Origin of the sequence: Lyngbya sp. CCAP 1446/10 (genome assembly GCF_026130175.1) — a bacterium.
In the GTDB taxonomy this organism is placed as follows: domain Bacteria; phylum Cyanobacteriota; class Cyanobacteriia; order Cyanobacteriales; family Microcoleaceae; genus Microcoleus.
In genome coordinates this window covers 68940-89120 of record NZ_JAIGNI010000028.1, presented here as the reverse complement: position 1 = coordinate 89120, position 20181 = coordinate 68940, and the positions used below count along the sequence as shown (strand labels likewise).

The following is a 20181-nucleotide window of genomic DNA, read 5'->3' as shown; positions in this document are numbered from 1 at the left end:
TCGAAAAGTAGCTAATGGATTTAAAGAAACAATGAAAATTATTTTTGATGAATATCTACCAAAATGGAATTATCGTGCAGTGCCGACTATTTAACCAACGCTAAAGTTATTAAATTTTCATTCCTAAGAACCGTTGAAAATGTTTATCAGAACGGACAAATTGAACTAACGGATGTCCCGTCTGATGTGAGCGATCGCGCGCAGGTGCTCGTTACCTTTCTCGATCCTGGTAAAATCGTTCGTGTAAACTTGCGCGAGTCGATCGAACAACTGGAAACAATTGCAGGTATCCAGCAAGGTTTTGAAGAACTCAACGCGGGAGTTACTCGCCCTCTGAGTCAGTTTGCACGAGAAATGCAGCAAAAATATGAATTTTAAGGTTGAGATTGTGCCACTGGCTGAATCAGAGGGCGATCGCGCTGATCGGTGCTTGCGATCACGAAAATTGATGAATGGGATAGAATTAGAGCAAACGGGTAAAGAACGAACATGAGTATTACTCTGACGAGCAGCAAGCGAGCAATTCATCCAAACTAAGCTAGAAACTGGCAAATATCGATCGGCGCAAGAAGTGCTGGAAGTTGCCTTACGATTGTTGGATGAGATCAGGGCGATCGGGAATGGATCGAATCTGTACGAGTTAAAATAGATGCTGCTGTCGCCGTCTCCGAACATACTCCACCGATTGATGGCGAAACCTTTATTGTAGGGATTTTGGATCGCTTTCGGCAAGCACGCGAGAGTCAACAATGAAACGCTATCTGATCAACGTTCTCGCCACCCAGGATCTCAATGAAATTGCTGATTATTTCACTACCAATAATATCCATTGGTGTAGCTGTTATGATATAGTACCTAATAATTACGAGCTAAAATAGGAATAAACAAGCTATTTACCTATGAGTATTACAGAGATACAGACAGCGGTGAAGCAACTTTCACAAGATGAACTCGCAGAGTTTCTCGAATGGCTTGACAACTTCCAAGAGTCCCTGTGGGATAAACAAATCGAAGAGGATCTAAAAGCAGGCAAATTAGACTCTTTGATTCAACAAGCAGAAAAAGCATTTAATGAAGGAAAATGTCAGGAAATTTGACGCATTTCACAACGCCTGAATTTTGGGAACTTTACCGTCAACTGCCGATAAAAATTCAAGAACTGGCGGACAAAAACTATGAATTACTCAAGGTGGATTCAAAGCATCCATCACTGCACTTCAAGCGGATTGGTAGTTTATGGTCGGTGAGAGTAGGCAGAAACTACAGAGCGTTAGGTTTTGACAAGCCCGAAGGGGTTTTGTGGTTTTGGATAGGTTCTCATGGTAATTATGATGCGATACTCGATCGCAAATAGCGCAGACTGAATATTATCAATACTTCGGACAGAAATTGTCTTAATAAATTTAGGTATGTAGCGAGATATCTAGTCCTAAATCCGGTTTCTGGGAAGTATGCAAAGCGTCAGAAACCGGGTTTCTTACGAAATTTAGGTTGGGTGGCGAGATATCTCGGAAGAAACCCGGTTTCTGGGAATTATGCACAACGCTTGAAATATCTCCTTTCTTTAGCTTCACTAAATTGGCTCTCCATCTTCAATGGTGTAAATATCAGGCTCATCTTGCAGGGATTGAAAGGCTCCTCCGCTTTGGGCTAACTGGGTTATTTCCACAATGGAAGGATAGGGGATGTTGCTAAACAATTTTGCTTTTATTAGCAATTGCTCCTCTTCTGAAAGTGTCTGAATGATTTGTACTAAGGATTCAATGAGTTGTGTGTTCATAGCTTAAAATATGTGGCGATATTTTATTTTACTGCGATCGGGCAACCTTCGACGATTATAACAAAGACACTAAGTGCGATCGACTAAAATTCGCAAATAGCGCAGACTTACTCCTCAAAATCCACCTGCTTAACCATATCCAAGGGTAGTTCTAGCACCTCTGCAATTTGCTCAGCGCTCAAGCCAAACTGCCGTAATTTACCAATTTTTTCAAAATTAGCTCGATTATTGCCATGAAAGTCAGGTGTTTCGGGCTGACTTTTATCTGGGGTAGGAGTAGACGGTTCCGAACCCATGTTGATGCAGCCAATTATATTACTATTAATACTTTTATCACCCAAAGAAATATTCAGATTACCTTGCCGTTCTAAAACTGATTTCAGATTCTTTTTATCAACTGGTTCATCAAAGACATCAGATAACATTTGCAAAAGCTCGTAACCGACATCCTTAACATGACCTGCCGAACAACCGCAATCTTCTGCAATGTCATCATACTTTTTGCGCTTCAGCGTTCCCTCAATAATTTCGCGCTGCAAGTCATTTAGACGTTGGCCTGTCTTGGCGTAGACAGCTTTTTCTATAAATTGCAATACTTCGTGAACGTGCATCATCCGAGATGTGGGAGGACATGAGTTATTATAACCGACTTTATCCGTATTATTCCGTGTTTATCCGATGATTACAAATATTTAACAAAAATCCGCCTTTTTCCGCTTTTCAGTTTTGAGCAATCGGTTTAGCATAGGCAAAGAGTGGGAGCAGTTGCTTATTAGCGCATAGTTGGTATCTAGCTTTGCAAAATTATGAGCTGCTCTCTTTGACAGATGCAACGACAAGTCAAAAGCCCAAAAAGCATCTTTTCATTAGTTCTGAAAAAAGGAGATAAAGTATGAAAACAAAAATTGATGATAAAACGCTAAATAATCTGCCAGAAAGTCTGCAAATTGCACAAAAAGCGATTGATACTGGAGAAGTGCAAGAAATCATCAAACAACTTGCCAAATACAATCTTGGGGTATGTATGCCGCATATGCACACAGAGAACAAGGGATTTGTAGAGTTACCAAAAGATATGATTCAAGTGGAGCGGAAGTTAGTCACTTCTTTCGTTCACTCCTCAGAGGTAGATGATGAAACCATGATTCCGGTTGTTTGGAGATACATTGATGGTGTAGTTGTAAGTGCTTCAAGCTGTCGCCATTGTCAATAAATTTTCAAGGGCGATCGCCCTTACGAACAAAACTAAGTGCGATCGCCCCAATTTCTGTCAAACTCCCCTGGAAGTTGCAAATACTGCGTTGACCTGCTACCGTTAACATAGACGCATCGCAGGAAAACAACCGATGACACTAACAGAATTACTCCCTACCATCAGACAACTGTCTGCGATCGATAAACGAGAGTTGATCCGCATTCTAATGGCGGAAGAAGATATAAGTGAGGATATTTTTCCTTTGGAACCTTACAAGATTTACTACCTACCAACTCCCTACGATACCTTTGGTGCTGGTGCAGCTTTGATGCAGTCAATAAATCTGGCTAACCACAACGAAAACTGAGTATTATGCGATTCCAATACTCTACCAATGACCCCTCTCAAGATGAGTTTGACAGCCTACCGCGCATTCCCTTGATTCTGCGCCACAATAACCAGAGAGTCGAAGTTGTTGGGTTAGTAGACAGCGGTGCAACCGTGAATGTATTGCCTTACCAAATAGGAATTCAGCTTGGCTTGGTTTGGGATGACAGCAAAGCCATCATTCGACTGGCAGGTAACATTGGTAATCAACCAGCGATGCCAGTATTTTTCATGGCTGAAATAGCGGAGTTTGCTCCGGTAAGATTAGTATTTGCTTGGGCCAAAAGTGACACCGTATCATTGATTCTGGGACAGACAAATTTCTTCTTAGAATTTGATGTTCACTTTTATCGTTCTCGGCTTGAGTTCGATATTGAGCCAAAACGTTAATATCCACCTACTCGCTCATCACTCAGAATCAAAGGCGCATCAAAATCCTCAGCGATCGCCAGTGGCATCCCGCGCAGAGGATAATGCTTTTGTACCGTCAATTCAGCACTCGAAATCTCAGCAGACTCGATCGCCCCAAAACCCTCCGATTTTGACAAACGCCTCTGACGCAAAAAACTCAATAGCACCTCAAGTACATCATCTGATGTTTGCTCAATCTCGCGGATTAGTTCTTCTCGGACAGTCATAATCTGGCATTTTCCTTGCTAGACTTCTTTACCCATTGTAATTCGAGATTCGATAGTTTTGGGCGATCGCCCTTTCCCCAAAATCCACCCCAAAACCCACCCCAAAAACCTACGCCAAAAAAAGCTTATAAGCCGGATTCTGACTCTCATCCCCATACTGATAGCCCAGCGTATCCAAAAAAGCCTGCCACTCCTGCATCTCATCCGGCGGCACCTGTATCCCCACCACAATTCGCCCGTAATCAGCCCCATTATTCCGATAGTGAAAAACGCTGATATTCCAATTAGGACTCATCGAACCCACAAACTGCATCAACGCACCCGGACGTTCGGGAAATTCAAAGCGGTAAAACAGTTCATGTTTTGCCAGAAAAGAACGGCCGCCCACCATGTGCCGCAAGTGCAACTTAGTTAATTCATCATCAGTTAAATCCAAAGTTTTAAAGCCACAATCTTCAAAACTTGCCGCTATTTTAACCGCATCAGCGCGGTTTTGAATTTGCACACCGATAAAAATATGTGCTGCTTTTTCATCCGCAATTCGATAACTAAATTCAGTCAAATTGCGCTTACCTAAACACTCGCAAAATCTGCGGAGACTTCCCGGCTGTTCGGGAATTGTGACTGCAAAAATTGCTTCCCGACGTTCGCCAAACTCTGCCCTTTCTGCTACAAACCGCAGGCGATCGAAATTCATGTTCGCGCCACAAGCAACAGAAATTAATGTTTCTCCTGTGATTTGTTCCCGTTCCACGTAAGCCTTCGCACCGGCGATCGCCAAAGCGCCAGCAGGTTCTAAGATCGATCGCGTATCTTCAAAAACATCCTTAATCGCCGCACAAATATCATCCGTACCCACCAAAATAATCTCATCCACATACTGCTGACAAAGCCGAAAAGTTTCCTCCCCAACTTCCCGCACCGCAACGCCGTCAGCAAATAAACCCACCTGGGACAAACGCACCCGTTTACCAGCTTTCAGCGATTGATTCATCGCATCGGAATCCACAGGTTCCACACCAATAATCTTAATTTCCGGCCGCAACCGCTTAATATAAGCCGCAATTCCCGAAATCAATCCACCGCCGCCAATCGCCACAAAAATCGCATGAATTGGTTTTTGATGTTGCCGCAGAATTTCCATGCCGATCGTACCCTGTCCCGCAATTACGTGCGGATCGTCAAAAGGGTGAATAAAAGTTAAGTTTTTTTCCGCCTCTAATTGGCGCGCAAAAGCGTAGGCATCATCGTAAGTATCCCCCTGTAGAACCACCTCTCCACCCCGCGCTATCACCGCATTAACCTTCACCTGCGGCGTTGTTACGGGCATGACGATAATCGCGCGAGTTCCCAGGTGGCGGGCGGCGAGGGCGACTCCTTGGGCGTGATTGCCGGCGGAAGCTGCGATGACACCTTGTGCTAGCAAATCCGGCGACAGTTGCGCCATTTTGTTGTACGCGCCCCGCAGCTTAAAGGAAAACACAGACTGCATATCCTCTCGTTTCAGCAGCAGTTTATTGTTGAGCCGCGTTGATAAATTGGGGGCGACTTCTAGGGGTGTTTCTTGGGCAACATCGTAGACGCGGGCGGTGAGGATTTGTACTAGGTAATCGCAAAGCATGGGGTTAGCAGGTTGGTTGATGCCGGATGGTGGGATAATTGTAGTGTATTTGTGTTAGTATTTTGCGGGGAATGGCGATCGGCTTCGGGGAATTGGCGATCGGGCGATCGGGCAAACCGATTTAGTTTACTAATAATTTGATTATCAATTAAAAGCTTGACGTGCCGAAAGTGCGATCGCCCTAAAACCGAGATAAAGAGCGATCGTTCGGCGACGATCGAGATGATACTTAGTCCTGACACTTGCCACTTTCCCCAAACCTAATCTGGACGTGCGAAACCCGTTCTGGGGTCAGTAATAAACAAACCCAAAACCAACGAATCCATCACCGTATCCCAGACAGGAGTCAAACGTTCAGCATCATCAACCCAATAGTCAAAAGTAATCAAACACTGAACATTAGAACCCAGTCCGATACAAATTCGCGAATAAGCTTCCCGCTGTTCTGGAGGGTCGATAAACTTAAATTCAGTCCAAACAACCCGAGCCGTTTGCCGCTTCAATTGGATAATATCCCCAGGATCGATCGGATTTCTGGTATCATCTTCCACTATCTTCTGTAAGAGCGGCACCAGCGGAAATTCTCCCCAATTACCAGGAGGTAACAAATTAAACGAAACCTCCAAACAACAATCATCATCCGGCGGTTTCTTATCCGTAAACCGAAACGACTTTGTATCCGGTTCAAAATGCCAATCTTCCGGGACATCAAAACGAACTGCACCTCTTCCTGCTACAAAGATGCGAGTTCCAGGCTTTGATTTCCAATTGTGGTCTTCTTTAAGCTCTAGAGTTTCCTTGAGCCATTCTTGCTTTTTGCGCTTAGACATAAACAGAACACCAAATTACTGCTAATGTGTAGTTTGAGACTTGGCAAACACATTTTAACCTTATTTGACTCACCGTTTGCTCAAATATAAAAATCCTTACAAAAATTATAAATCCCTCTCTTCTCTATTCCTCTGCGTTCTCTGCGCCTCTGCGGTAAAAAAATCCTTTCACAATTCCCTAACTTTTATTTTTCATGCTTGGGAATCACACACCTAATGCCACCTTTATTCCCAGCCGCATCGCCCCTGTAACGCGGGATAACATGAATAGCCGCGTGACTGCGACTTTGACCAGCCTGTTTATTAATATTGATTCCCACATTAAAACCGTCAGGCTGAAACTCTTTAATTAACATTTCTTGCACCTTGTTAGCCATAAACCAACAAGCCGATTGTTCCCTGAACGGTAGCTCAAAATAATTAGCAACGTGACGCTTGGGAATAATTAAAACATGACCTTGGCTGGCAGGATAACCGTCAAACATCGCATAAGCTGTTGCTGATTCGGTGAGTAAAGTTAGATTTTTGTGCGGATTGCAGAATATGCAGTTATTAGTTGAATTTCTTTGATGGTTGTAATGCACATACTCGTATATTTCGCAAGACTCATTTAAGAGGGCAGATTTAAACGGAAGTTTGACAATGCACTGATAGGTAGGTTTTTTGTGGACGTAATGTTCTCGAAAGCCTTCTTTTTTGATATCCCTTCTCACTGCAAAATACGCTTTACCTCCGGGTTTCAACAGGTGTGAGACTTCCATCAGCACATTCGCTTGTTCTTCGGGAAACAAGACATTCAAAACATAAAAGCAAATGATAGTATCAAATTTATCTTCGGGGAATTCTGGAAAATAATAATAGTCGTAACCTGCAATATCAAAGCCTTTTTGCTGCAACAATTTAACATCGTTGCCGAAGCCACATCCAAAATCTAAGACTTTACCTTGCAGCAAATTTTGATCTAATAAAAATTTAGCTGGAAATGATAGGTAAATCCTTTCGATTGCCGTCAGGTGGCTGAATTTATTTTGTTGCTTTTTCATGGCGACATAAACTTGATTTAAATCGATATTCTTCAGTCCGCACCGGCGGACTTTGTTTGACAACAAGCGATTTCAATCGCCAAATTCTATCTAAAAATTGTATCATTATTGCAGTTTGGCGATCGCCCCTCGATCCACCAACACCTCACCAGTCACCAAATCCCGCACCGTAGCCAACAAAACCCGCCTCTCATCCACCTCAAAACCCACCGAAACCCTGTCAATCCCCAACACTCCCGGTGGATTCAAATGCGCCACACAAACCTGCTGATGGTGGCTTTCCAAAGAACGAAACTCGCTGTGTTTGTTGAGCAAACTGCTTGTCATTTGCCCTTTTTCGTTAAAAATAACCTCCGCTTGCGACACCTCCGCAACTTCCCCAATATCTAACCGAATTTCCCTTTGTCCTTCAATAGCAACTTGCAGCGTCAACTCCTCCGAACTTTGACAAGGATACTTGATTTCTTTGCTAAAAATCGGCGAATAAGCATAAGTTTTAGCGTAAGGTTCCCAGATGCGAATTGCATAGCTATGTCGCAAATAATCATCAACAGTCACTAATTGTGTCAGCGCTAAAGCACCGTGCGCCACTGCTTCAAAAGGCTTGTCAGTTTTAACTTTTTGCCGCCCGAAATAGGAAACCACTAAATTAGACACAGCCGGAATTAAAGAAGTTCCACCTACCAGTAAAATCCGTTCAATATCTGCTTTACCGATACCTTTTTCCAGCGCAATACTCAGCACTTCATCTAAAGCTTCCCGTAACTGTTCTAATAACTGCCGTGATTCCAGAATTTCCTCAAGCTGATATCGGTTTAACTGCAAGTCGTAAGACATGAAATTTTCATCGTCAAACCAACTTTCCTTAGCCTGATTAACTTGAGAAACTTGAATCTTTAACTTTTCCGCTATCTCCAATAAATTTTGCCAGCCAAGGCCACCAACTTCGGCCCGCGACGAACCAATTTGCCGCAAATAATCTTCAACAATCCAGATGTCAATATCTTCGCCACCAACATAAGCATCGGATTTTGCTAAGACTTCGGCACACATTAAATTCTGACTTTGAAATTGGCTATTTTTGACAGAGGAATGAGGCGCAGTGCGAACCAAACTTAAATCTAAAGTCCCACCGCCAAAATCGACTACTAAAACTAAAGAACCGGGGCGCTTTACGGCATATCCCAGGGCTGCCGCTGTGGATTCATCTATTAGCTGAATTTCCGACACTCCCAAATTTTCTGCTAAGTCGCGAAACCAATCTAAATATCGCTCAAAGGCTCCTACGGGTACTGTAAAAATTACTTTTTTTGGCTGTATATTTTGCTGATATAATTGTTTCCAGATAGTTTTGATAAACTGTTCTGCTACAGATTCGGCTGTGTAGGTTTCGCCGTCGAGATTGCGGGCTGGTGGCTGAAAATCGGCTGCCAAGTCGCGTTTGAAAGCTTTAAAAAAACGGTCGGGATGGGATTGTCCTAAACGTTGCGCTCGCACTTTTTCTCCCAATACCAACTCACCAGTATTTTTCACAAATACCAAAGTCGGAACTACAGGTATTTCTCGGACATCTTCACTCGATTTATTCGTTTTAAAAATCCGGGACATTTCCCCCAATCTCAAAGTTTCGGGTGTTTGCGTGTCCGGGTTGAGAATGCAGACAACCGTGTTGCTGGTGCCGAAGTCAATTGCAACTGTAGTCATGTCGATTTTAGATTATAAATTTAATTTGTTATTCCGACTGGAAGGCTGCGACTAACTTTAGCAGGAGCAAGAATTTGCTCACCATCTCGATAACCAACAAAGCGAATATAAACTAACTCTCCTTCTGTGATATCCTCAACATCTGGCTGGTGCAACTGCGGATTATAGCTCACTTGTTCCCAAGCTAAACCGATTGTTTCAAAATTCCAACTTGACAAGAGATTTTCTAAGGGAGTAAAAAGAGCAGAGAGATTTTTGGCGGGCATATTCGGCTTGGCTTCTGCCATTTTCCGGGCGGCAGGATAGCTGGTTAACAAAGTTTGTAACTGTTCAAAGGTAGCGCGACGAAAATCAGTAGTTATTTGAGTTTTTTGCTGCTGCAATTCTTCGCGCAGCCGGAAACACTGTTGTCTCAATTCTTCGATTTCGCTGGGATTAGTTGTGATTGTAGTCGATAGGGGCAGTGCGCTCAGAGTGCGATCGAATTCTGGGAAATTCAAATTCAGCACTGTTGCCAGCCGCCGCAGTTGGTCTACCGTGAGTTTTCCCACGTCTCCCTGTCGCACTAAGCGCACTCCGAAGCGACTTAAGCCGGCTTTCTCGCCTAAGTCTTGCCAATCGACGATATTTAGCTGATTCATGCGTTCCCGCAGAATTGTATCGTACTTAAACTCGATCGCATCTCCGGCATCCGATGCAGCATAAGCGTAGACTAAAATTAGAAAAATGCCCCCAACAGCTAGGGCGAGGCTGAAAGGAGACACTATTGTTACATCAACCGTTGCATCGAGGAGATAGAACATTGTTAAATTTTCTAAACTTGTTTTAAAGTCTGCGTTTGTTCAACGGTCAAATTTTCTTCACCTTGGTAGTATTCTGGCAGCAAATCTTGAGATTCTACTTTTCCGAGAGCTTTTTCAATTCCGGCAGTGGTTTCGGTGCAACTCGAACCGGTGGCATTGAGGACGGTTTCGGTAATTTTGCCGTCTTTGCCGATGCGATATTCTATTTGGCGGTACTCTGCCATAGTTCCTCTTGGCTTAATGCTTGATCATCGAATGTTGACTGTTGAGTTATATTATAGATTGTGTTTACCGATTATTCCAATGAATTTTTGTAGCGACAATGCAACCGGGGTTGCACCGGAAATTATGGCGGCGATTGCAGCGGCTAATTGCGGTGCAGTGATGTCTTACGGAGATGATGAATATACAGAGCGTTTGCAAGTTAAATTCTCCGATTTATTCGAGACATCAGTGACTGTTTTTCCTGTAGCAACCGGTTCCGCTGCTAATGCTCTAGCCCTGGCGGTGATGACTCCTCCTTACGGGGCTGTTTACTGTCACGCAGAATCTCATATTAATCTGGATGAATGCGGCGCACCGGAGTTTTTTACTGGCGGCGCAAAGTTAGTAACATTAACTGGAGATCATGCTAAGATCAAGGCAGAGACTTTAGGTGAAATAGTCGATCACGCTGGCAAAGGAATCGTCCACCACGTACAGCCCGCAGCCGTCAGTATCACTCAAGCCACAGAAGCAGGCACTGTCTACAATCCAGCGGAAATTTCCCAGATTTCGGAAGTTGCGCGCAGCCACAATTTGCACCTGCACATGGATGGTGCTCGCTTTGCCAATGCTGTTGCGAGTTTGGGCTGTGATCCTGCGGATATTACTTGGCGCGCCGGCGTGGATATCCTCTCATTTGGAGCGACAAAAAACGGGGCGATGGCTGCGGAAGCTGTGGTGTTTTTCAATCAAAAATTGGCAGAAACTTTCCCTTTTTACCGCAAGCGCAGCGGGCATCTGTTCTCCAAAATGCGGTTTTTGTCGGCGCAGTTAGAAGCATATATAACGAATGATTTATGGCTAAAAAATGCGGCTCATGCCAATAATATGGCAGCTAAGTTAGCGCAAGGTTTGGCAGGAGTTGAGAAAGTCAAGTTTTGCCATCCAGTCGAAGCTAACGAGATTTTTATGCAGCTTTCAGAATCCCTGATTGCAGCAGCTTTGAATCACGGTTTTCAGTTTTATCGATGGGATAAATCTACTGTCAGACTGGTAACAGCTTTTAATACTAAAGAAGAAGATGTTAATGCTTTCGTGGATTTTTGTAGGGGCGAGCTTTCCCATAATATTTAAAAGGATTTGTAGTGAGGACTTTAGTCCTTCTGAAAATCTAAGGACTAAAGTCCTCACTACAAACCTACAGTTTAATAGGTTCAGGAATAGGTTCTGCAACTGCGATTAATTCCGGTTCCTCTACTTCGATATGTGCTTCTAAAAGCGCCAGATTTCTCATGTTGGATTTATAAAAAGCATCGAAGATATCTCCGACTAAAGGTACTGAACCAACCACGGCTTCTAGACCGATATTGTAAATCATTTTCCCTAAAGTTTTTTGGGGGATGTTGAATTGAGTTGCTAAGTAAATTAGGTAGGCGGAAAACGCGGTATCTACGATATCCCCAGCACCCGGAACTAAACCGATAATCGGGTCTAAACCAATGCGAAATTTAGTGCCGGGGATGCCAATGGCGGTATCCATCAGGCGGCTGAGTTTGCGGATGCGGTTGAGGGTGGCGAGACGCTCTATTTTGTTCATATTATGATTGTTGAACTAGGTTGAAAATTTGAAATCTGTCGGAAGACGGAAAAAAAACATCTAGAAACCGCTCATTCTCGATCTTCGCTAATATGCTTAATTCCCCATTCGTGCATAGTATCAATAATCGGTTTGAGACTTTCGCCCAAAGGCGTTAGCGAATATTCAACTTTTGGCGGAACTTGCAGGTAAATTTCCCTGTGTACGATCGCGTCTGACTCCATTTCCCGCAGTTGCTGCGTCAGCATCTTCTGAGTAATGCCGTTGACAGCTCGTTGCAGCTCGTTAAAGCGCTTCACTCCTTGAAACAACTCCCGCAGAATCAAGACTTTCCAGCGCCCGCCAATCACCTCTAGAGTGCGTTCTACAGGGCAATTTGCTCGATCGACCTTTACTTCTTGGACTTGCATAGTATCTTTTTGGTAAGTACCGCACTTTTAAGTGCGTACTTCCCATAATAGCTTGACTCGGTTTAAAATAAAAACATCAAAGAAATACCCGATAAATTTCACTGAGGATTCAGAAAATGATTACCGTCAGAAAAAGTGAAGCAAGAGGACACGCTAATCGCGGTTGGTTGGACAGTTACCACACATTTTCGTTTGCCAACTATTACGATCCAAATTATATGAATTTTCGATCTTTGCGGGTAATTAATGAGGATGTGATTAGCCCTGGAAAAGGTTTCGGGACTCACGGGCACAGCGACATGGAAATCATTACCTATGTACTGGAAGGAGCATTAGAACACAAAGACAGTTTGGGAACCGGTGCAGCAATAAAACCCGGTGAAGTGCAGCGAATGACTGCGGGTACGGGTATCCAGCACAGCGAGTTCAATCACTCGCAAACTGAGCCAGTTCATTTGCTGCAAATCTGGCTATTACCGGATACAAAAGGATTGCAGCCAAGTTACGAACAGCGGGATTTTCCCGTAGCAGAAAGGCACGGAAAACTGCGCTTAGTGGCGGCGCGAGATGCGAGAGATGGTGCTGTGAAAGTGCATCAAGATGTCGATTTGTATGCGGCTGTTTTGGATAAAAATTCGCGAGTTTCTCATGCTTTGCAGCCAAATCGCCATGCTTGGGTGCAAGTTGCTCGCGGCTCGGTTTTGCTCAACGGTTTGCCTTTAGAAAATGGGGACGCGGCGGCGGTTAGTGATGAGGCTGAGTTGACGATTGAAGCGGCGGAAGATGCGGAATTTTTGCTGTTTGATTTGGCATAGAATTGAATGCGAAATCCCCGATTTATTGGAGTCGGGGATTTGAAATTACTCGGCGGTTGAAACCGCTACTACAAAAACAAAGTCCGCCTTCGCGGACTAATAAATTAATCAGCCATCCAAGATTTTGTCCCAAAAATACCTGCTAGAAGTTCGGGAATGCTAAAATCAATATCTAAGCTTTCCCAGTGTACGCTGCTGCCAGAAGGCGGCAGCCAAACATCAGCAAGTTGTTCTGGTGAAGCACCTTCTAAGCCTTGTGCAAGGCTTGGAGGAAAACAAAAAATAGCACCGTTTTTCAGTTTGATAACTATTAAATCTTCCGACTGGTTATACTGCACGGATTCGGCGCGGGGTTCTTTAGCCTCAGCGTTTTTCCATGCTTCTTTGGCTTTTGCTATTTGAGCTAGGAGATTTTCCTCAGTTAATTCTTTTTGCCATTTTCTAAATACCATATATTTCTTGCCATCGGTTTGGTTAATTTTGGATATTTGATTATTGCCGCATGAGATTGTGTTAAACGGACTGTGAAGAACATGATACTTAATCATGGGTTACTACTTAGGAAATAAGTAAATAGGAGGAAGACAGTAACTTTTATTTATGCTATTTTTGCTAAGGGTAAATGCTGAGGATAAATTTTTATGCAACAAAAGCCGATCGCCCGAAAGCATCTTGTTTTGAGCCTGATCACTGGTTTAGCAGTAGGCGCGATGGCGGGCGCACCCATCGGCTGGATGGCTAATGGGGCATATTCCGAGCAGCGTTTGGCTCAAATTCTGATTTGCCGAGAAAAGAATAGAGATCAGCCAGTTGCTATTGTTGAGTCTAGGTGCGGTTCCCGATTCTAAATTTTTCTGCTAGCCAGAGGGCTGTGTCAAATATTTTGAGGCTTGTGCGAATGTCGAAAGTTCGATCGCCCAAACACTCTGCCATGCTCAACCGTCAACGCGCCACAAACCGGAAAACCGATCCGTCCGTTGATATGTGGGTATGTTAAATTGACACAATCATGAACTACAGCAGAACAATTCCGGCTATTTTGAGTGCTACGATCGCCCTAAGTGCGATCGCCCTAATTCCACTCACATCACCTCAAATCGCCCTAGCCTTAACCGCCGACGCAGTAAAAACCGTCGCCAAACAAATTACCGTGCGCATCCAGGGGCCAAAAGGCGGTTCAGGAGTAATTTTAGAGAAACAAGGTAGCACATACTATATCCTCACAAACTGGCACGTTGTCGATAAAGCAGGCGATTACGAAGTTGTAACTCCCGACGGCAAAGCTCACTCTGTATCATACAATCTCATCCGGCGAATGCCCGGTGCTGATTTAGCGATCGTCCCCTTCAGCAGCCCTCAAAGCTACCGCCTCGCTCAATTGGCAAATTCCCCAGCAACTCCCGGAAAAAAGGCGATTGTCGCGGGCTGGCCGACATCCGGCGGTTCCCTGAGACAGCCGATTTTCATCGCTACCGAAGGTCAGCTTACCGGCCGCCAAACTCCCTGGAACGGTTATACTTTGGTATACAATAACTTAGTGAGAGCGGGGATGAGCGGCGGGCCAGTGCTCGACGATGCGGGGCGAGTTGTCGCAATTAACGGCATTGTTAGGTTAGAGGAAAATTCGGATAAAATCGTGGCGGCGGGGATAGAAATCAATACTTTCATGAAATGGCGATCGACTATTTCACTACCTGCACTTCCCCAATCGCCAACAGCCACAAATCCGAAAACTCCTGTTAATAATCCGCCTCGGAAGTCTGGAAGTGCGATCGCCTTTGCCGCCACAAATACCCTCAAAGCGCCTTCAGAAGTTATCAGTTCCCTTACTCTTGCTTCCGCTTATTTTACCACAGGAAATAGCAACGGTACAATCTCTGTTTGGAATTTTCCCAGCGGGCAATTAAAAACTACCCTGCAAGGACACGCAGAAGCCGTAAATGCACTGGCTGCGAGTGCGGACGGAAAAGTGTTAGCTAGCGGCAGCGATGACAAAACTGTAAAAATTTGGAATTTAGAAACAGGCGCGGTTATACGCACTTTGAGCGGGCATTCTGGGGCTGTTTCGAGTGTTGCCGTCAGTCCCGACGGTCAGTTTATCGCCAGCGGCAGTTGGGATAAAACGATTAAGATTTGGAATGCGAAAACTGGGGAATTGCTGCGGACTTTAACCGGGCATTCTGGACTGGTGAATGCTGTTGCAATCAGTCCCGATAGCAAAACTTTAGCTAGCGGCAGCAAAGATGGTTCAATTAGGTTGTGGAATTTAGCGACAGGTGCAGCAATTCGCACGATTGGCGGCAAGAATTTGTCTGTTTTGTCCCTGGCTTTTACTCCCGATGGCAAAACTTTGGCTGCGGGAAACAGCAACGGTACTGTTGGGTTATGGAATGTCGGAAATGGGCAGTTAATTCGGCGTTTGAGTGGGCATACTGACGGAGTTTGGTCTGTGGCAATCAGTCGGGATGGGAGTATATTGGTTACTGGGAGTTGGGATAAGAGCGTGAAATTGTGGGATTTGCGATCGGGCGAATTGAGGGGTAGTTTGAGCGGACATTCGGGTTATGTTACTGCTGTGGCAATTAGTGCAGATGCTAAGACTATTGTGAGTGCGGGTTGGTTGGGGGAAATTAAGATTTGGAAAAGGAGTTAAGATTTTTTAACCGCAGAGGGCGCAGAGGGCGCAGAGGAGGAGATGTAGGAGAAAGGTTTGTGTTCGATCGGTGTTATATAATAGATATTTGGCATAACAAAAAAATCATGAGCGAACTAAAGACAAAATTGCCAACAGATACCTGGGTAGTAGCTAGGTGGGAAGAATTTATCGAGATGGTAGATAACCAGGCTTACAAAAAAGCTAAATGCTACTACCGCAACGGACAAATGAGGATTGAAACTATGTCAGTAGGGCCGGATCATTCACGCGACAATGCAATTCTAGTCTTTGCTGTTAATTTATTTGGCACTATCAAAGGTATTTCTCTCAATGGTTTGGATAACTGTAGCTACCGGCAAACAGGAGTTCGAGAGTGTCAGCCAGACGTATCATACTACATTGGAGAAAGAGCTAAATTAGCACCGAGCGGAACCGCGATCGCAAGTCTTGATGTTACCCCGCCGCCAGATTTAGTCATCGAAGTTGCTGACTCAACTTTGGCTGATGATATTGGTCAAAAACGATTGCTTTACGAAGAACTAAAAGTCGCCGAATACTGGGTAATAGACGTAAAAAAAATAGAAATTCTTGCCTTTGCGATTATTGCTGATAATGGCAGTCGGCGGCTTGTGCAATCCGAAGTTTTGCCAGGATTAACTATTGCTTTGCTGGAAGAAGCCTTGCGCCGAAGTCGGACTCAAGACCAAGCACAGGTAGGGGCTTGGTTGTTGGCTCAATTTCAGCAGCAGTAATTGATGTAGCATAGTCAGCGCTCTCCCTTACTCATTGGTAAAGGAAGGGCGATCGCACTTTTTATATAATCAGGATATTAAGGCTTACTCACCTTCATCCAGTAAACTTTGAAGCATTGGAGTCAGAATGTTTACAATTGGATTCTTTGTAAATTCCATTAGCGCTGCTACTCCACCCGCTTTCAAAGCTTTAAGTACCTTTTTCTTCACGTCGGGCTGTTTTTCAATTTCTTCCATAGCTTTTGCAGCAACTGCTGATTTTTCAGCAACCGTTGTTGTTGGGTATGTCTGAGATAACTGATCTAAAAGCTGTTGGATTTCTTTGGCGGCCTCGGCAAGAGTTTGCCTTTGTTCAGGTGAGTAATAATTGTGAATCGTTCCAGCTACTTGCTGAGAGTTAACAGTATTGCTGATTCCCACCCCAAATGAGGATTGGCTTTGATCGGTTTTGCGTTCTGACATAATATTTCCGTACTAATCACCAACTATTGTTGTCTGTTCTCTATTGTAACACCTATTTGCTGAGCAGTCGTGATTTCAGAATAGCCAACACCAAATGAGGATCTACTTTGGTCAATTGTGATAGATTTATCTTCGATATTAACTACGTAAGTTCTCTCGTCATTACTATCTAAAACTTTATACAATTTTGAAACTACATCTTCCAAAAATTTATCATCGCTGGCAACTTTTTTGTGATTCAATAGTAAAATATTTGCTTTGTCTCCTGAAACAAAAGATACTTCAATCACATATTCTATAGTGAGTATTTCGTAAGTTTTTGGTCTGACCGCATTATATATCAAAGACAGTATTATTAGTATAATTATTCCGATTACCCATGTTAAACTAGAGTCTCTAGAAAGCAAAAATAATCCCACTAGACACATGAAAATTATAAATTCAAATGGCACTAAATTCTTATTTCTTATGGTGGTGATACTGTCAGCCTCAGTAACTCTAAAGCCAGTAATATTACGAACCAGATAGACAGCATTTCCCAATCTAACTGCTCTTCTACTAAAATATAATTTAGATCCTTTGAGTCTAATAGTTTTTCGTTGAGGCTGAGTCGAAGCCATAATTTAAGCCTTTTCATTCACTTATTAACTAATGTAGATTTTGCAAATGATTAAGTAAAATCTTATGTGTGTTTAAGAATTATATCACTACCTTCAAAACTCTACATAGCAAATTTAGATTTCAAGTAATTTTTAGTTTAATTTTGAATCCGAACCCACTTGTTTAAGTGTTTTTACAGAAGCATCAGAAATTGGTGATTTTGTCAACTCCTGGTTAAATTTTTTAGCACTTAGCTAAAATTATCAAAATGATAAAAGCAGACTCAACATTAAAAAACGACAGAGTACCAGCGGAAAACTTGCAGCCAGTTTCTCTGGTACGATCGACACTTATGATAGATTTGGTTACGGTCGGACTACACTAAAAGAAAAAATCAAATTAAAATTTGCGCCATAAATTCGATAGACCCGCACTGCTCGCGTGCTAAGACGTAGAGCGCGCAAGCGGTTGAGTCACATCTAAAATCTAAAATCTAAAATCGACTGGCTTCGGAAAAAATGATTGAAGTAGAACACTTAAGCAAAACTTACGGTTCGACCGCAGCGATCGCGGACGTGTCCTTTTCGGTCGAATCAGGAGAAATTCTCGGTTTTTTGGGGCCAAACGGCGCTGGCAAAACCACAACCATGCGGATTTTGGCGGGATATTTGCCCGCATCCAGCGGTACTGCCCGCATCGCCGGCCTCGATGTTCACGAAAACTCGATGGCTGTCAGACAACGCATCGGCTATCTACCGGAAAACCCGCCGCTTTATCCAGAAATGACTGTGGAAGGGTTTCTGTTTTTTGTGGCGCGGATTAAGCAAGTACCTGCGGGCGATCGCGCGCGACGAGTTACTTCCGCGATCGAACGCTGCGGCCTCGTTGAAAAACGCAAAATCTTAATCCGCAAACTTTCCAAAGGATTTAAGCAAAGAGTTGGTATCGCGCAGGCGATCGTCCACGATCCACCAGTTATTATCTTAGATGAACCAACCGTCGGCCTCGACCCGCGACAAATTATCGAAGTCCGCAATTTAATCAAAAGCCTCGGCGGCCAACACACAATCATCCTTTCGACCCACATTCTGCCGGAAGTCAGCATGACTTGTAACCGCGTCACCATCATCAATCGCGGTAGAATCGTCGCTGCGGGGACTCCCGAAAATTTGATGGGAGAGTTGGCCGCCGGAGAAGGTTACGATCTCGAAGTTGAAGGCGAAGCGGAATTGGTAAACAGTCTGCTGTTGCCTTCTTTGGAAAATGTGCCGGGAGTTCGATCGATCGAATTGATTCCCAGCCAGCAATTTTTAGCCAGTCGCTACTGCCTGCGGGCATTGTGCGAATCTGACATAGAACCGGGACGAGAAATTGCTACAGCTATTATCGCCTCTGGATTCGGACTATGTGAAATGCGTCGCTCTCGCGCTACTCTGGAAGATGTGTTTTTAAGGCTGACAGCGGCTGAAAAAAAACCGGAAGAAAATCTTCTGGTGCACAGCGAACCGGAGGTCGATCGAAATCTCCAAGAAGTCACAGAAATTCAAGATTCGATTGCGGATTCTCATCAATCGGAATCACAACCGATTGCGGATTCTCATCAATCGGAATCACAACCGATTGCGGATTCTCATCAATCGGAATCACAACCGACGATCATCGCGGAAAATCTGCCAGTTTCAGATAAACAAGAGTCTTTCTATGATTCTCATTCAGCATCGGAACCAGTTACAGAAACTGAAGAGTTGCTTTATGATTCTGCACCCGAATTAGAACCAGTTGCAGAAACCGTACAGCCGATAGAACATCCTCAACCAGAATTAGAACCAGTTGCAGAAACCGTAGAGTTGAGAGAAGATCCTCAACCAGAATCAGAACCAGTTGCAGAAACCGTACAGCCGATAAAAGGGAACCATCTCAGTTTGGGTGTCACAGAAACCCGATCATCTGACTCGCTACAGATATCTAAACAAGCAAGCAGGATGTTCACTTTTATAAAAAACATTTTTTACAAAAGTGAGAGACCCCCGATAGAACCTTCTCCACCAGCACCAGTTGTCGAAAATCTAGAAGTTGTAGAAACAGAAGAGTCGATCGCACTTTCTCAACCAGAATCCGAACCAGTTGTCGAAACCGTAGAGTCGATCGACTATTCTCAACCAGAACCGATTGTCCAAAATCTAGAAGTTTCAGAAACCGTAGAGTCGATCGACTATTCTCAACCAGAACCGATTGTCCAAAATCTAGAAGTTTCAGAAACCGTAGAGTCGATCGACTATTCTCAACCAGAATCGGAACCAATTACAGAAACACCAGAGGAAATAAGCGATTTAGAACCAGGAATGCAGCCAGTGGTAGATTTTCTGGAAAATGTAGAAAGACAAGAATCGATCGAGCCTTATCAACCAGAACCGATTGTCGAAAATCTGCTCATTGTCGAAACGGTAGAGTCGATCGAGCCTTATCAACCAGAACCGATTGTCGAAAATCTGCTCATTGTCGAAACGGTAGAGTCGATCGAGCCTTCTCAATCAGAACCGATTGTCGAAAATCTGCTCATTGTCGAAACGGTAGAGTCGATCGAGCCTTCTCAATCAGAACCGATTGTCGAAAATCTGCTCATTGTCGAAACGGTAGAGTCGATCGAGCCTTCTCAATCAGAACCGATTGTCGAAAATCTGCTC

General features: G+C 43.9%; 27 protein-coding genes and 1 pseudogene. 13 read left to right on the top strand and 15 right to left on the bottom strand.

All coding sequences use genetic code 11. The features are described from left to right. Nucleotides 1-63: 63 nt before the first annotated feature. From K4039_RS13645 to K4039_RS13635, 4 genes are all read left to right on the top strand, one after another. Nucleotides 64-378 carry a hypothetical protein gene (locus tag K4039_RS13645; protein ID WP_265235728.1) on the top strand — a complete coding sequence of 105 codons (315 nt, stop codon included), beginning with the start codon at nt 64-66 and terminating at the stop codon, nt 376-378. Between the two features lie 148 nt (nt 379-526). Next, the gene (locus K4039_RS29945) at nt 527-649 is read left to right on the top strand and encodes a type II toxin-antitoxin system ParD family antitoxin (protein WP_375339804.1); all 123 of its coding nucleotides are present in this window, start codon (nt 527-529) and stop codon (nt 647-649) included. A gap of 250 nt (nt 650-899) precedes the next feature. After that, nucleotides 900-1097, top strand: coding sequence for a hypothetical protein (locus K4039_RS13640; RefSeq protein ID WP_265235727.1), 198 nt, complete (start codon nt 900-902; stop codon nt 1095-1097). Then, nucleotides 1082-1354 (top strand): hypothetical protein, encoded by a 273-nt coding sequence (locus K4039_RS13635; RefSeq protein WP_265235726.1) that lies wholly within the window; start codon nt 1082-1084, stop codon nt 1352-1354. The genes K4039_RS13640 and K4039_RS13635 overlap by 16 nt, the downstream gene beginning before the upstream one ends. Before the next feature lie 219 nt (nt 1355-1573). Here K4039_RS13635 and K4039_RS13630 read toward each other — a convergent pair whose 3' ends face one another. After that, the gene (locus K4039_RS13630) at nt 1574-1780 is read right to left on the bottom strand and encodes a hypothetical protein (protein ID WP_265235725.1); all 207 of its coding nucleotides are present in this window, start codon (nt 1778-1780) and stop codon (nt 1574-1576) included. Nucleotides 1781-1887: 107 nt separating this feature from the next. Continuing rightward, nucleotides 1888-2394 carry a hypothetical protein gene (locus K4039_RS13625; protein ID WP_321161607.1) on the bottom strand — a complete coding sequence of 169 codons (507 nt, stop codon included), beginning with the start codon at nt 2392-2394 and terminating at the stop codon, nt 1888-1890. Nucleotides 2395-2672: 278 nt separating this feature from the next. Here K4039_RS13625 and K4039_RS13620 point away from each other — a divergent pair, with 278 nt between their 5' ends. From K4039_RS13620 to K4039_RS13610, 3 genes are all read left to right on the top strand, one after another. Continuing rightward, the gene (locus tag K4039_RS13620; protein ID WP_265235724.1) at nt 2673-2993 is read left to right on the top strand and encodes a hypothetical protein; all 321 of its coding nucleotides are present in this window, start codon (nt 2673-2675) and stop codon (nt 2991-2993) included. Between the two features lie 133 nt (nt 2994-3126). Further along, complete coding sequence (locus tag K4039_RS13615; protein ID WP_265235723.1) at nt 3127-3342, top strand: hypothetical protein; 216 nt, start codon at nt 3127-3129, stop codon at nt 3340-3342. Between the two features lie 5 nt (nt 3343-3347). Then, nucleotides 3348-3752 carry a hypothetical protein gene (locus K4039_RS13610; protein WP_265235722.1) on the top strand — a complete coding sequence of 135 codons (405 nt, stop codon included), beginning with the start codon at nt 3348-3350 and terminating at the stop codon, nt 3750-3752. Here K4039_RS13610 and K4039_RS13605 read toward each other — a convergent pair. The 8 genes from K4039_RS13605 to K4039_RS13570 all read right to left on the bottom strand — a co-directional run bounded on the left by K4039_RS13605 (nt 3749) and on the right by K4039_RS13570 (nt 10225). After that, nucleotides 3749-4000, bottom strand: coding sequence for a hypothetical protein (locus K4039_RS13605; protein ID WP_265235721.1), 252 nt, complete (start codon nt 3998-4000; stop codon nt 3749-3751). The two genes, K4039_RS13610 and K4039_RS13605, sit on opposite strands and share 4 nt — an antisense overlap. Nucleotides 4001-4109: 109 nt before the next feature. Then, a complete protein-coding gene (ilvA, locus tag K4039_RS13600) occupies nt 4110-5621 on the bottom strand; it encodes a threonine ammonia-lyase, biosynthetic (protein ID WP_265235720.1) in 1512 nt (503 codons plus the stop codon). Then, the gene (locus K4039_RS13595) at nt 5603-5863 is read right to left on the bottom strand and encodes a hypothetical protein (RefSeq protein ID WP_265235719.1); all 261 of its coding nucleotides are present in this window, start codon (nt 5861-5863) and stop codon (nt 5603-5605) included. The genes ilvA and K4039_RS13595 overlap by 19 nt, the downstream gene beginning before the upstream one ends. Before the next feature lie 18 nt (nt 5864-5881). After that, nucleotides 5882-6451, bottom strand: a complete 570-nt coding sequence (locus K4039_RS13590) for a hypothetical protein (protein WP_265235718.1) — start codon at nt 6449-6451, stop codon at nt 5882-5884. 185 nt (nt 6452-6636) lie between these two features. After that, a complete protein-coding gene (locus K4039_RS13585; protein ID WP_265235717.1) occupies nt 6637-7494 on the bottom strand; it encodes a bifunctional class I SAM-dependent methyltransferase/HIT family protein in 858 nt (285 codons plus the stop codon). Nucleotides 7495-7599: 105 nt separating this feature from the next. Then, nucleotides 7600-9198 carry an Hsp70 family protein gene (locus tag K4039_RS13580; RefSeq protein WP_265235716.1) on the bottom strand — a complete coding sequence of 533 codons (1599 nt, stop codon included), beginning with the start codon at nt 9196-9198 and terminating at the stop codon, nt 7600-7602. Between the two features lie 20 nt (nt 9199-9218). Further along, on the bottom strand, nt 9219-10001 hold the full coding sequence (locus tag K4039_RS13575) for a nucleotide exchange factor GrpE (protein ID WP_265235715.1): 783 nt from the start codon (nt 9999-10001) through the stop codon (nt 9219-9221). Between the two features lie 11 nt (nt 10002-10012). Further along, nucleotides 10013-10225 (bottom strand): DUF2997 domain-containing protein, encoded by a 213-nt coding sequence (locus K4039_RS13570; protein WP_190662874.1) that lies wholly within the window; start codon nt 10223-10225, stop codon nt 10013-10015. A 79-nt stretch (nt 10226-10304) separates the two neighbouring features. Here K4039_RS13570 and K4039_RS13565 point away from each other — a divergent pair, with 79 nt between their 5' ends. Continuing rightward, nucleotides 10305-11339, top strand: a complete 1035-nt coding sequence (locus K4039_RS13565) for a low specificity L-threonine aldolase (protein ID WP_265235714.1) — start codon at nt 10305-10307, stop codon at nt 11337-11339. 64 nt (nt 11340-11403) lie between these two features. Here K4039_RS13565 and K4039_RS13560 read toward each other — a convergent pair whose 3' ends face one another. Together K4039_RS13560 and K4039_RS13555 are read right to left on the bottom strand one after the other, a co-directional pair. Further along, nucleotides 11404-11802 carry a DUF4112 domain-containing protein gene (locus K4039_RS13560; RefSeq protein ID WP_265235713.1) on the bottom strand — a complete coding sequence of 133 codons (399 nt, stop codon included), beginning with the start codon at nt 11800-11802 and terminating at the stop codon, nt 11404-11406. A 71-nt stretch (nt 11803-11873) separates the two neighbouring features. After that, on the bottom strand, nt 11874-12212 hold the full coding sequence (locus K4039_RS13555; protein ID WP_265235712.1) for a helix-turn-helix domain-containing protein: 339 nt from the start codon (nt 12210-12212) through the stop codon (nt 11874-11876). 116 nt (nt 12213-12328) lie between these two features. Between K4039_RS13555 and K4039_RS13550 the strand changes: the two genes are divergently transcribed. Further along, the gene (locus K4039_RS13550; protein ID WP_265235711.1) at nt 12329-13027 is read left to right on the top strand and encodes a pirin family protein; all 699 of its coding nucleotides are present in this window, start codon (nt 12329-12331) and stop codon (nt 13025-13027) included. Between the two features lie 104 nt (nt 13028-13131). Here the strand turns inward: K4039_RS13550 and K4039_RS13545 are convergent, their stop codons facing one another. Further along, complete coding sequence (locus tag K4039_RS13545) at nt 13132-13479, bottom strand: DUF2442 domain-containing protein (RefSeq protein ID WP_265235710.1); 348 nt, start codon at nt 13477-13479, stop codon at nt 13132-13134. A gap of 189 nt (nt 13480-13668) precedes the next feature. Between K4039_RS13545 and K4039_RS13540 the strand changes: the two genes are divergently transcribed. From K4039_RS13540 to K4039_RS13530, 3 genes are all read left to right on the top strand, one after another. Next, a complete protein-coding gene (locus K4039_RS13540; RefSeq protein WP_265235709.1) occupies nt 13669-13875 on the top strand; it encodes a hypothetical protein in 207 nt (68 codons plus the stop codon). Between the two features lie 161 nt (nt 13876-14036). Beyond that, on the top strand, nt 14037-15680 hold the full coding sequence (locus K4039_RS13535) for a trypsin-like peptidase domain-containing protein (RefSeq protein WP_265235708.1): 1644 nt from the start codon (nt 14037-14039) through the stop codon (nt 15678-15680). A 107-nt stretch (nt 15681-15787) separates the two neighbouring features. Next, entirely contained in the window at nt 15788-16435 is a 648-nt protein-coding gene (locus K4039_RS13530) for a Uma2 family endonuclease (RefSeq protein WP_265235707.1), read from the top strand. 84 nt (nt 16436-16519) lie between these two features. Here K4039_RS13530 and K4039_RS13525 read toward each other — a convergent pair whose 3' ends face one another. After that, a complete protein-coding gene (locus tag K4039_RS13525) occupies nt 16520-16897 on the bottom strand; it encodes a hypothetical protein (protein ID WP_265235706.1) in 378 nt (125 codons plus the stop codon). Between the two features lie 23 nt (nt 16898-16920). Next, the gene (locus K4039_RS13520) at nt 16921-17517 is read right to left on the bottom strand and encodes a hypothetical protein (protein WP_265235705.1); all 597 of its coding nucleotides are present in this window, start codon (nt 17515-17517) and stop codon (nt 16921-16923) included. A 498-nt stretch (nt 17518-18015) separates the two neighbouring features. Here K4039_RS13520 and K4039_RS13515 point away from each other — a divergent pair. Then, nucleotides 18016-18969, top strand: a pseudogene (locus K4039_RS13515) (ABC transporter ATP-binding protein); the annotation flags it as partial. Nucleotides 18970-20181: the final 1212 nt, after the last annotated feature.

Bases quoted from the DNA above. Each gene is read 5' to 3' on its own strand.
- K4039_RS13645 (WP_265235728.1), top strand. From the start codon at position 64: ATGGAATTATCGTGCAGTGCCGACTATTTAACCAACGCTAAAGTTATT.
- K4039_RS13640 (WP_265235727.1), top strand. From the start codon at position 900: ATGAGTATTACAGAGATACAGACAGCGGTGAAGCAACTTTCACAAGAT.
- K4039_RS13635 (WP_265235726.1), top strand. From the start codon at position 1,082: ATGTCAGGAAATTTGACGCATTTCACAACGCCTGAATTTTGGGAACTT.
- K4039_RS13630 (WP_265235725.1), bottom strand. From the start codon at position 1,780: ATGAACACACAACTCATTGAATCCTTAGTACAAATCATTCAGACACTT.
- K4039_RS13625 (WP_321161607.1), bottom strand. From the start codon at position 2,394: ATGATGCACGTTCACGAAGTATTGCAATTTATAGAAAAAGCTGTCTAC.
- K4039_RS13620 (WP_265235724.1), top strand. From the start codon at position 2,673: ATGAAAACAAAAATTGATGATAAAACGCTAAATAATCTGCCAGAAAGT.
- K4039_RS13615 (WP_265235723.1), top strand. From the start codon at position 3,127: ATGACACTAACAGAATTACTCCCTACCATCAGACAACTGTCTGCGATC.
- K4039_RS13610 (WP_265235722.1), top strand. From the start codon at position 3,348: ATGCGATTCCAATACTCTACCAATGACCCCTCTCAAGATGAGTTTGAC.
- K4039_RS13605 (WP_265235721.1), bottom strand. From the start codon at position 4,000: ATGACTGTCCGAGAAGAACTAATCCGCGAGATTGAGCAAACATCAGAT.
- ilvA (WP_265235720.1), bottom strand. From the start codon at position 5,621: ATGCTTTGCGATTACCTAGTACAAATCCTCACCGCCCGCGTCTACGAT.
- K4039_RS13590 (WP_265235718.1), bottom strand. From the start codon at position 6,451: ATGTCTAAGCGCAAAAAGCAAGAATGGCTCAAGGAAACTCTAGAGCTT.
- K4039_RS13585 (WP_265235717.1), bottom strand. From the start codon at position 7,494: ATGAAAAAGCAACAAAATAAATTCAGCCACCTGACGGCAATCGAAAGG.
- K4039_RS13580 (WP_265235716.1), bottom strand. From the start codon at position 9,198: ATGACTACAGTTGCAATTGACTTCGGCACCAGCAACACGGTTGTCTGC.
- K4039_RS13575 (WP_265235715.1), bottom strand. From the start codon at position 10,001: ATGTTCTATCTCCTCGATGCAACGGTTGATGTAACAATAGTGTCTCCT.
- K4039_RS13570 (WP_190662874.1), bottom strand. From the start codon at position 10,225: ATGGCAGAGTACCGCCAAATAGAATATCGCATCGGCAAAGACGGCAAA.
- K4039_RS13565 (WP_265235714.1), top strand. From the start codon at position 10,305: ATGAATTTTTGTAGCGACAATGCAACCGGGGTTGCACCGGAAATTATG.
- K4039_RS13560 (WP_265235713.1), bottom strand. From the start codon at position 11,802: ATGAACAAAATAGAGCGTCTCGCCACCCTCAACCGCATCCGCAAACTC.
- K4039_RS13555 (WP_265235712.1), bottom strand. From the start codon at position 12,212: ATGCAAGTCCAAGAAGTAAAGGTCGATCGAGCAAATTGCCCTGTAGAA.
- K4039_RS13550 (WP_265235711.1), top strand. From the start codon at position 12,329: ATGATTACCGTCAGAAAAAGTGAAGCAAGAGGACACGCTAATCGCGGT.
- K4039_RS13545 (WP_265235710.1), bottom strand. From the start codon at position 13,479: ATGGTATTTAGAAAATGGCAAAAAGAATTAACTGAGGAAAATCTCCTA.
- K4039_RS13540 (WP_265235709.1), top strand. From the start codon at position 13,669: ATGCAACAAAAGCCGATCGCCCGAAAGCATCTTGTTTTGAGCCTGATC.
- K4039_RS13535 (WP_265235708.1), top strand. From the start codon at position 14,037: ATGAACTACAGCAGAACAATTCCGGCTATTTTGAGTGCTACGATCGCC.
- K4039_RS13530 (WP_265235707.1), top strand. From the start codon at position 15,788: ATGAGCGAACTAAAGACAAAATTGCCAACAGATACCTGGGTAGTAGCT.
- K4039_RS13525 (WP_265235706.1), bottom strand. From the start codon at position 16,897: ATGTCAGAACGCAAAACCGATCAAAGCCAATCCTCATTTGGGGTGGGA.
- K4039_RS13520 (WP_265235705.1), bottom strand. From the start codon at position 17,517: ATGGCTTCGACTCAGCCTCAACGAAAAACTATTAGACTCAAAGGATCT.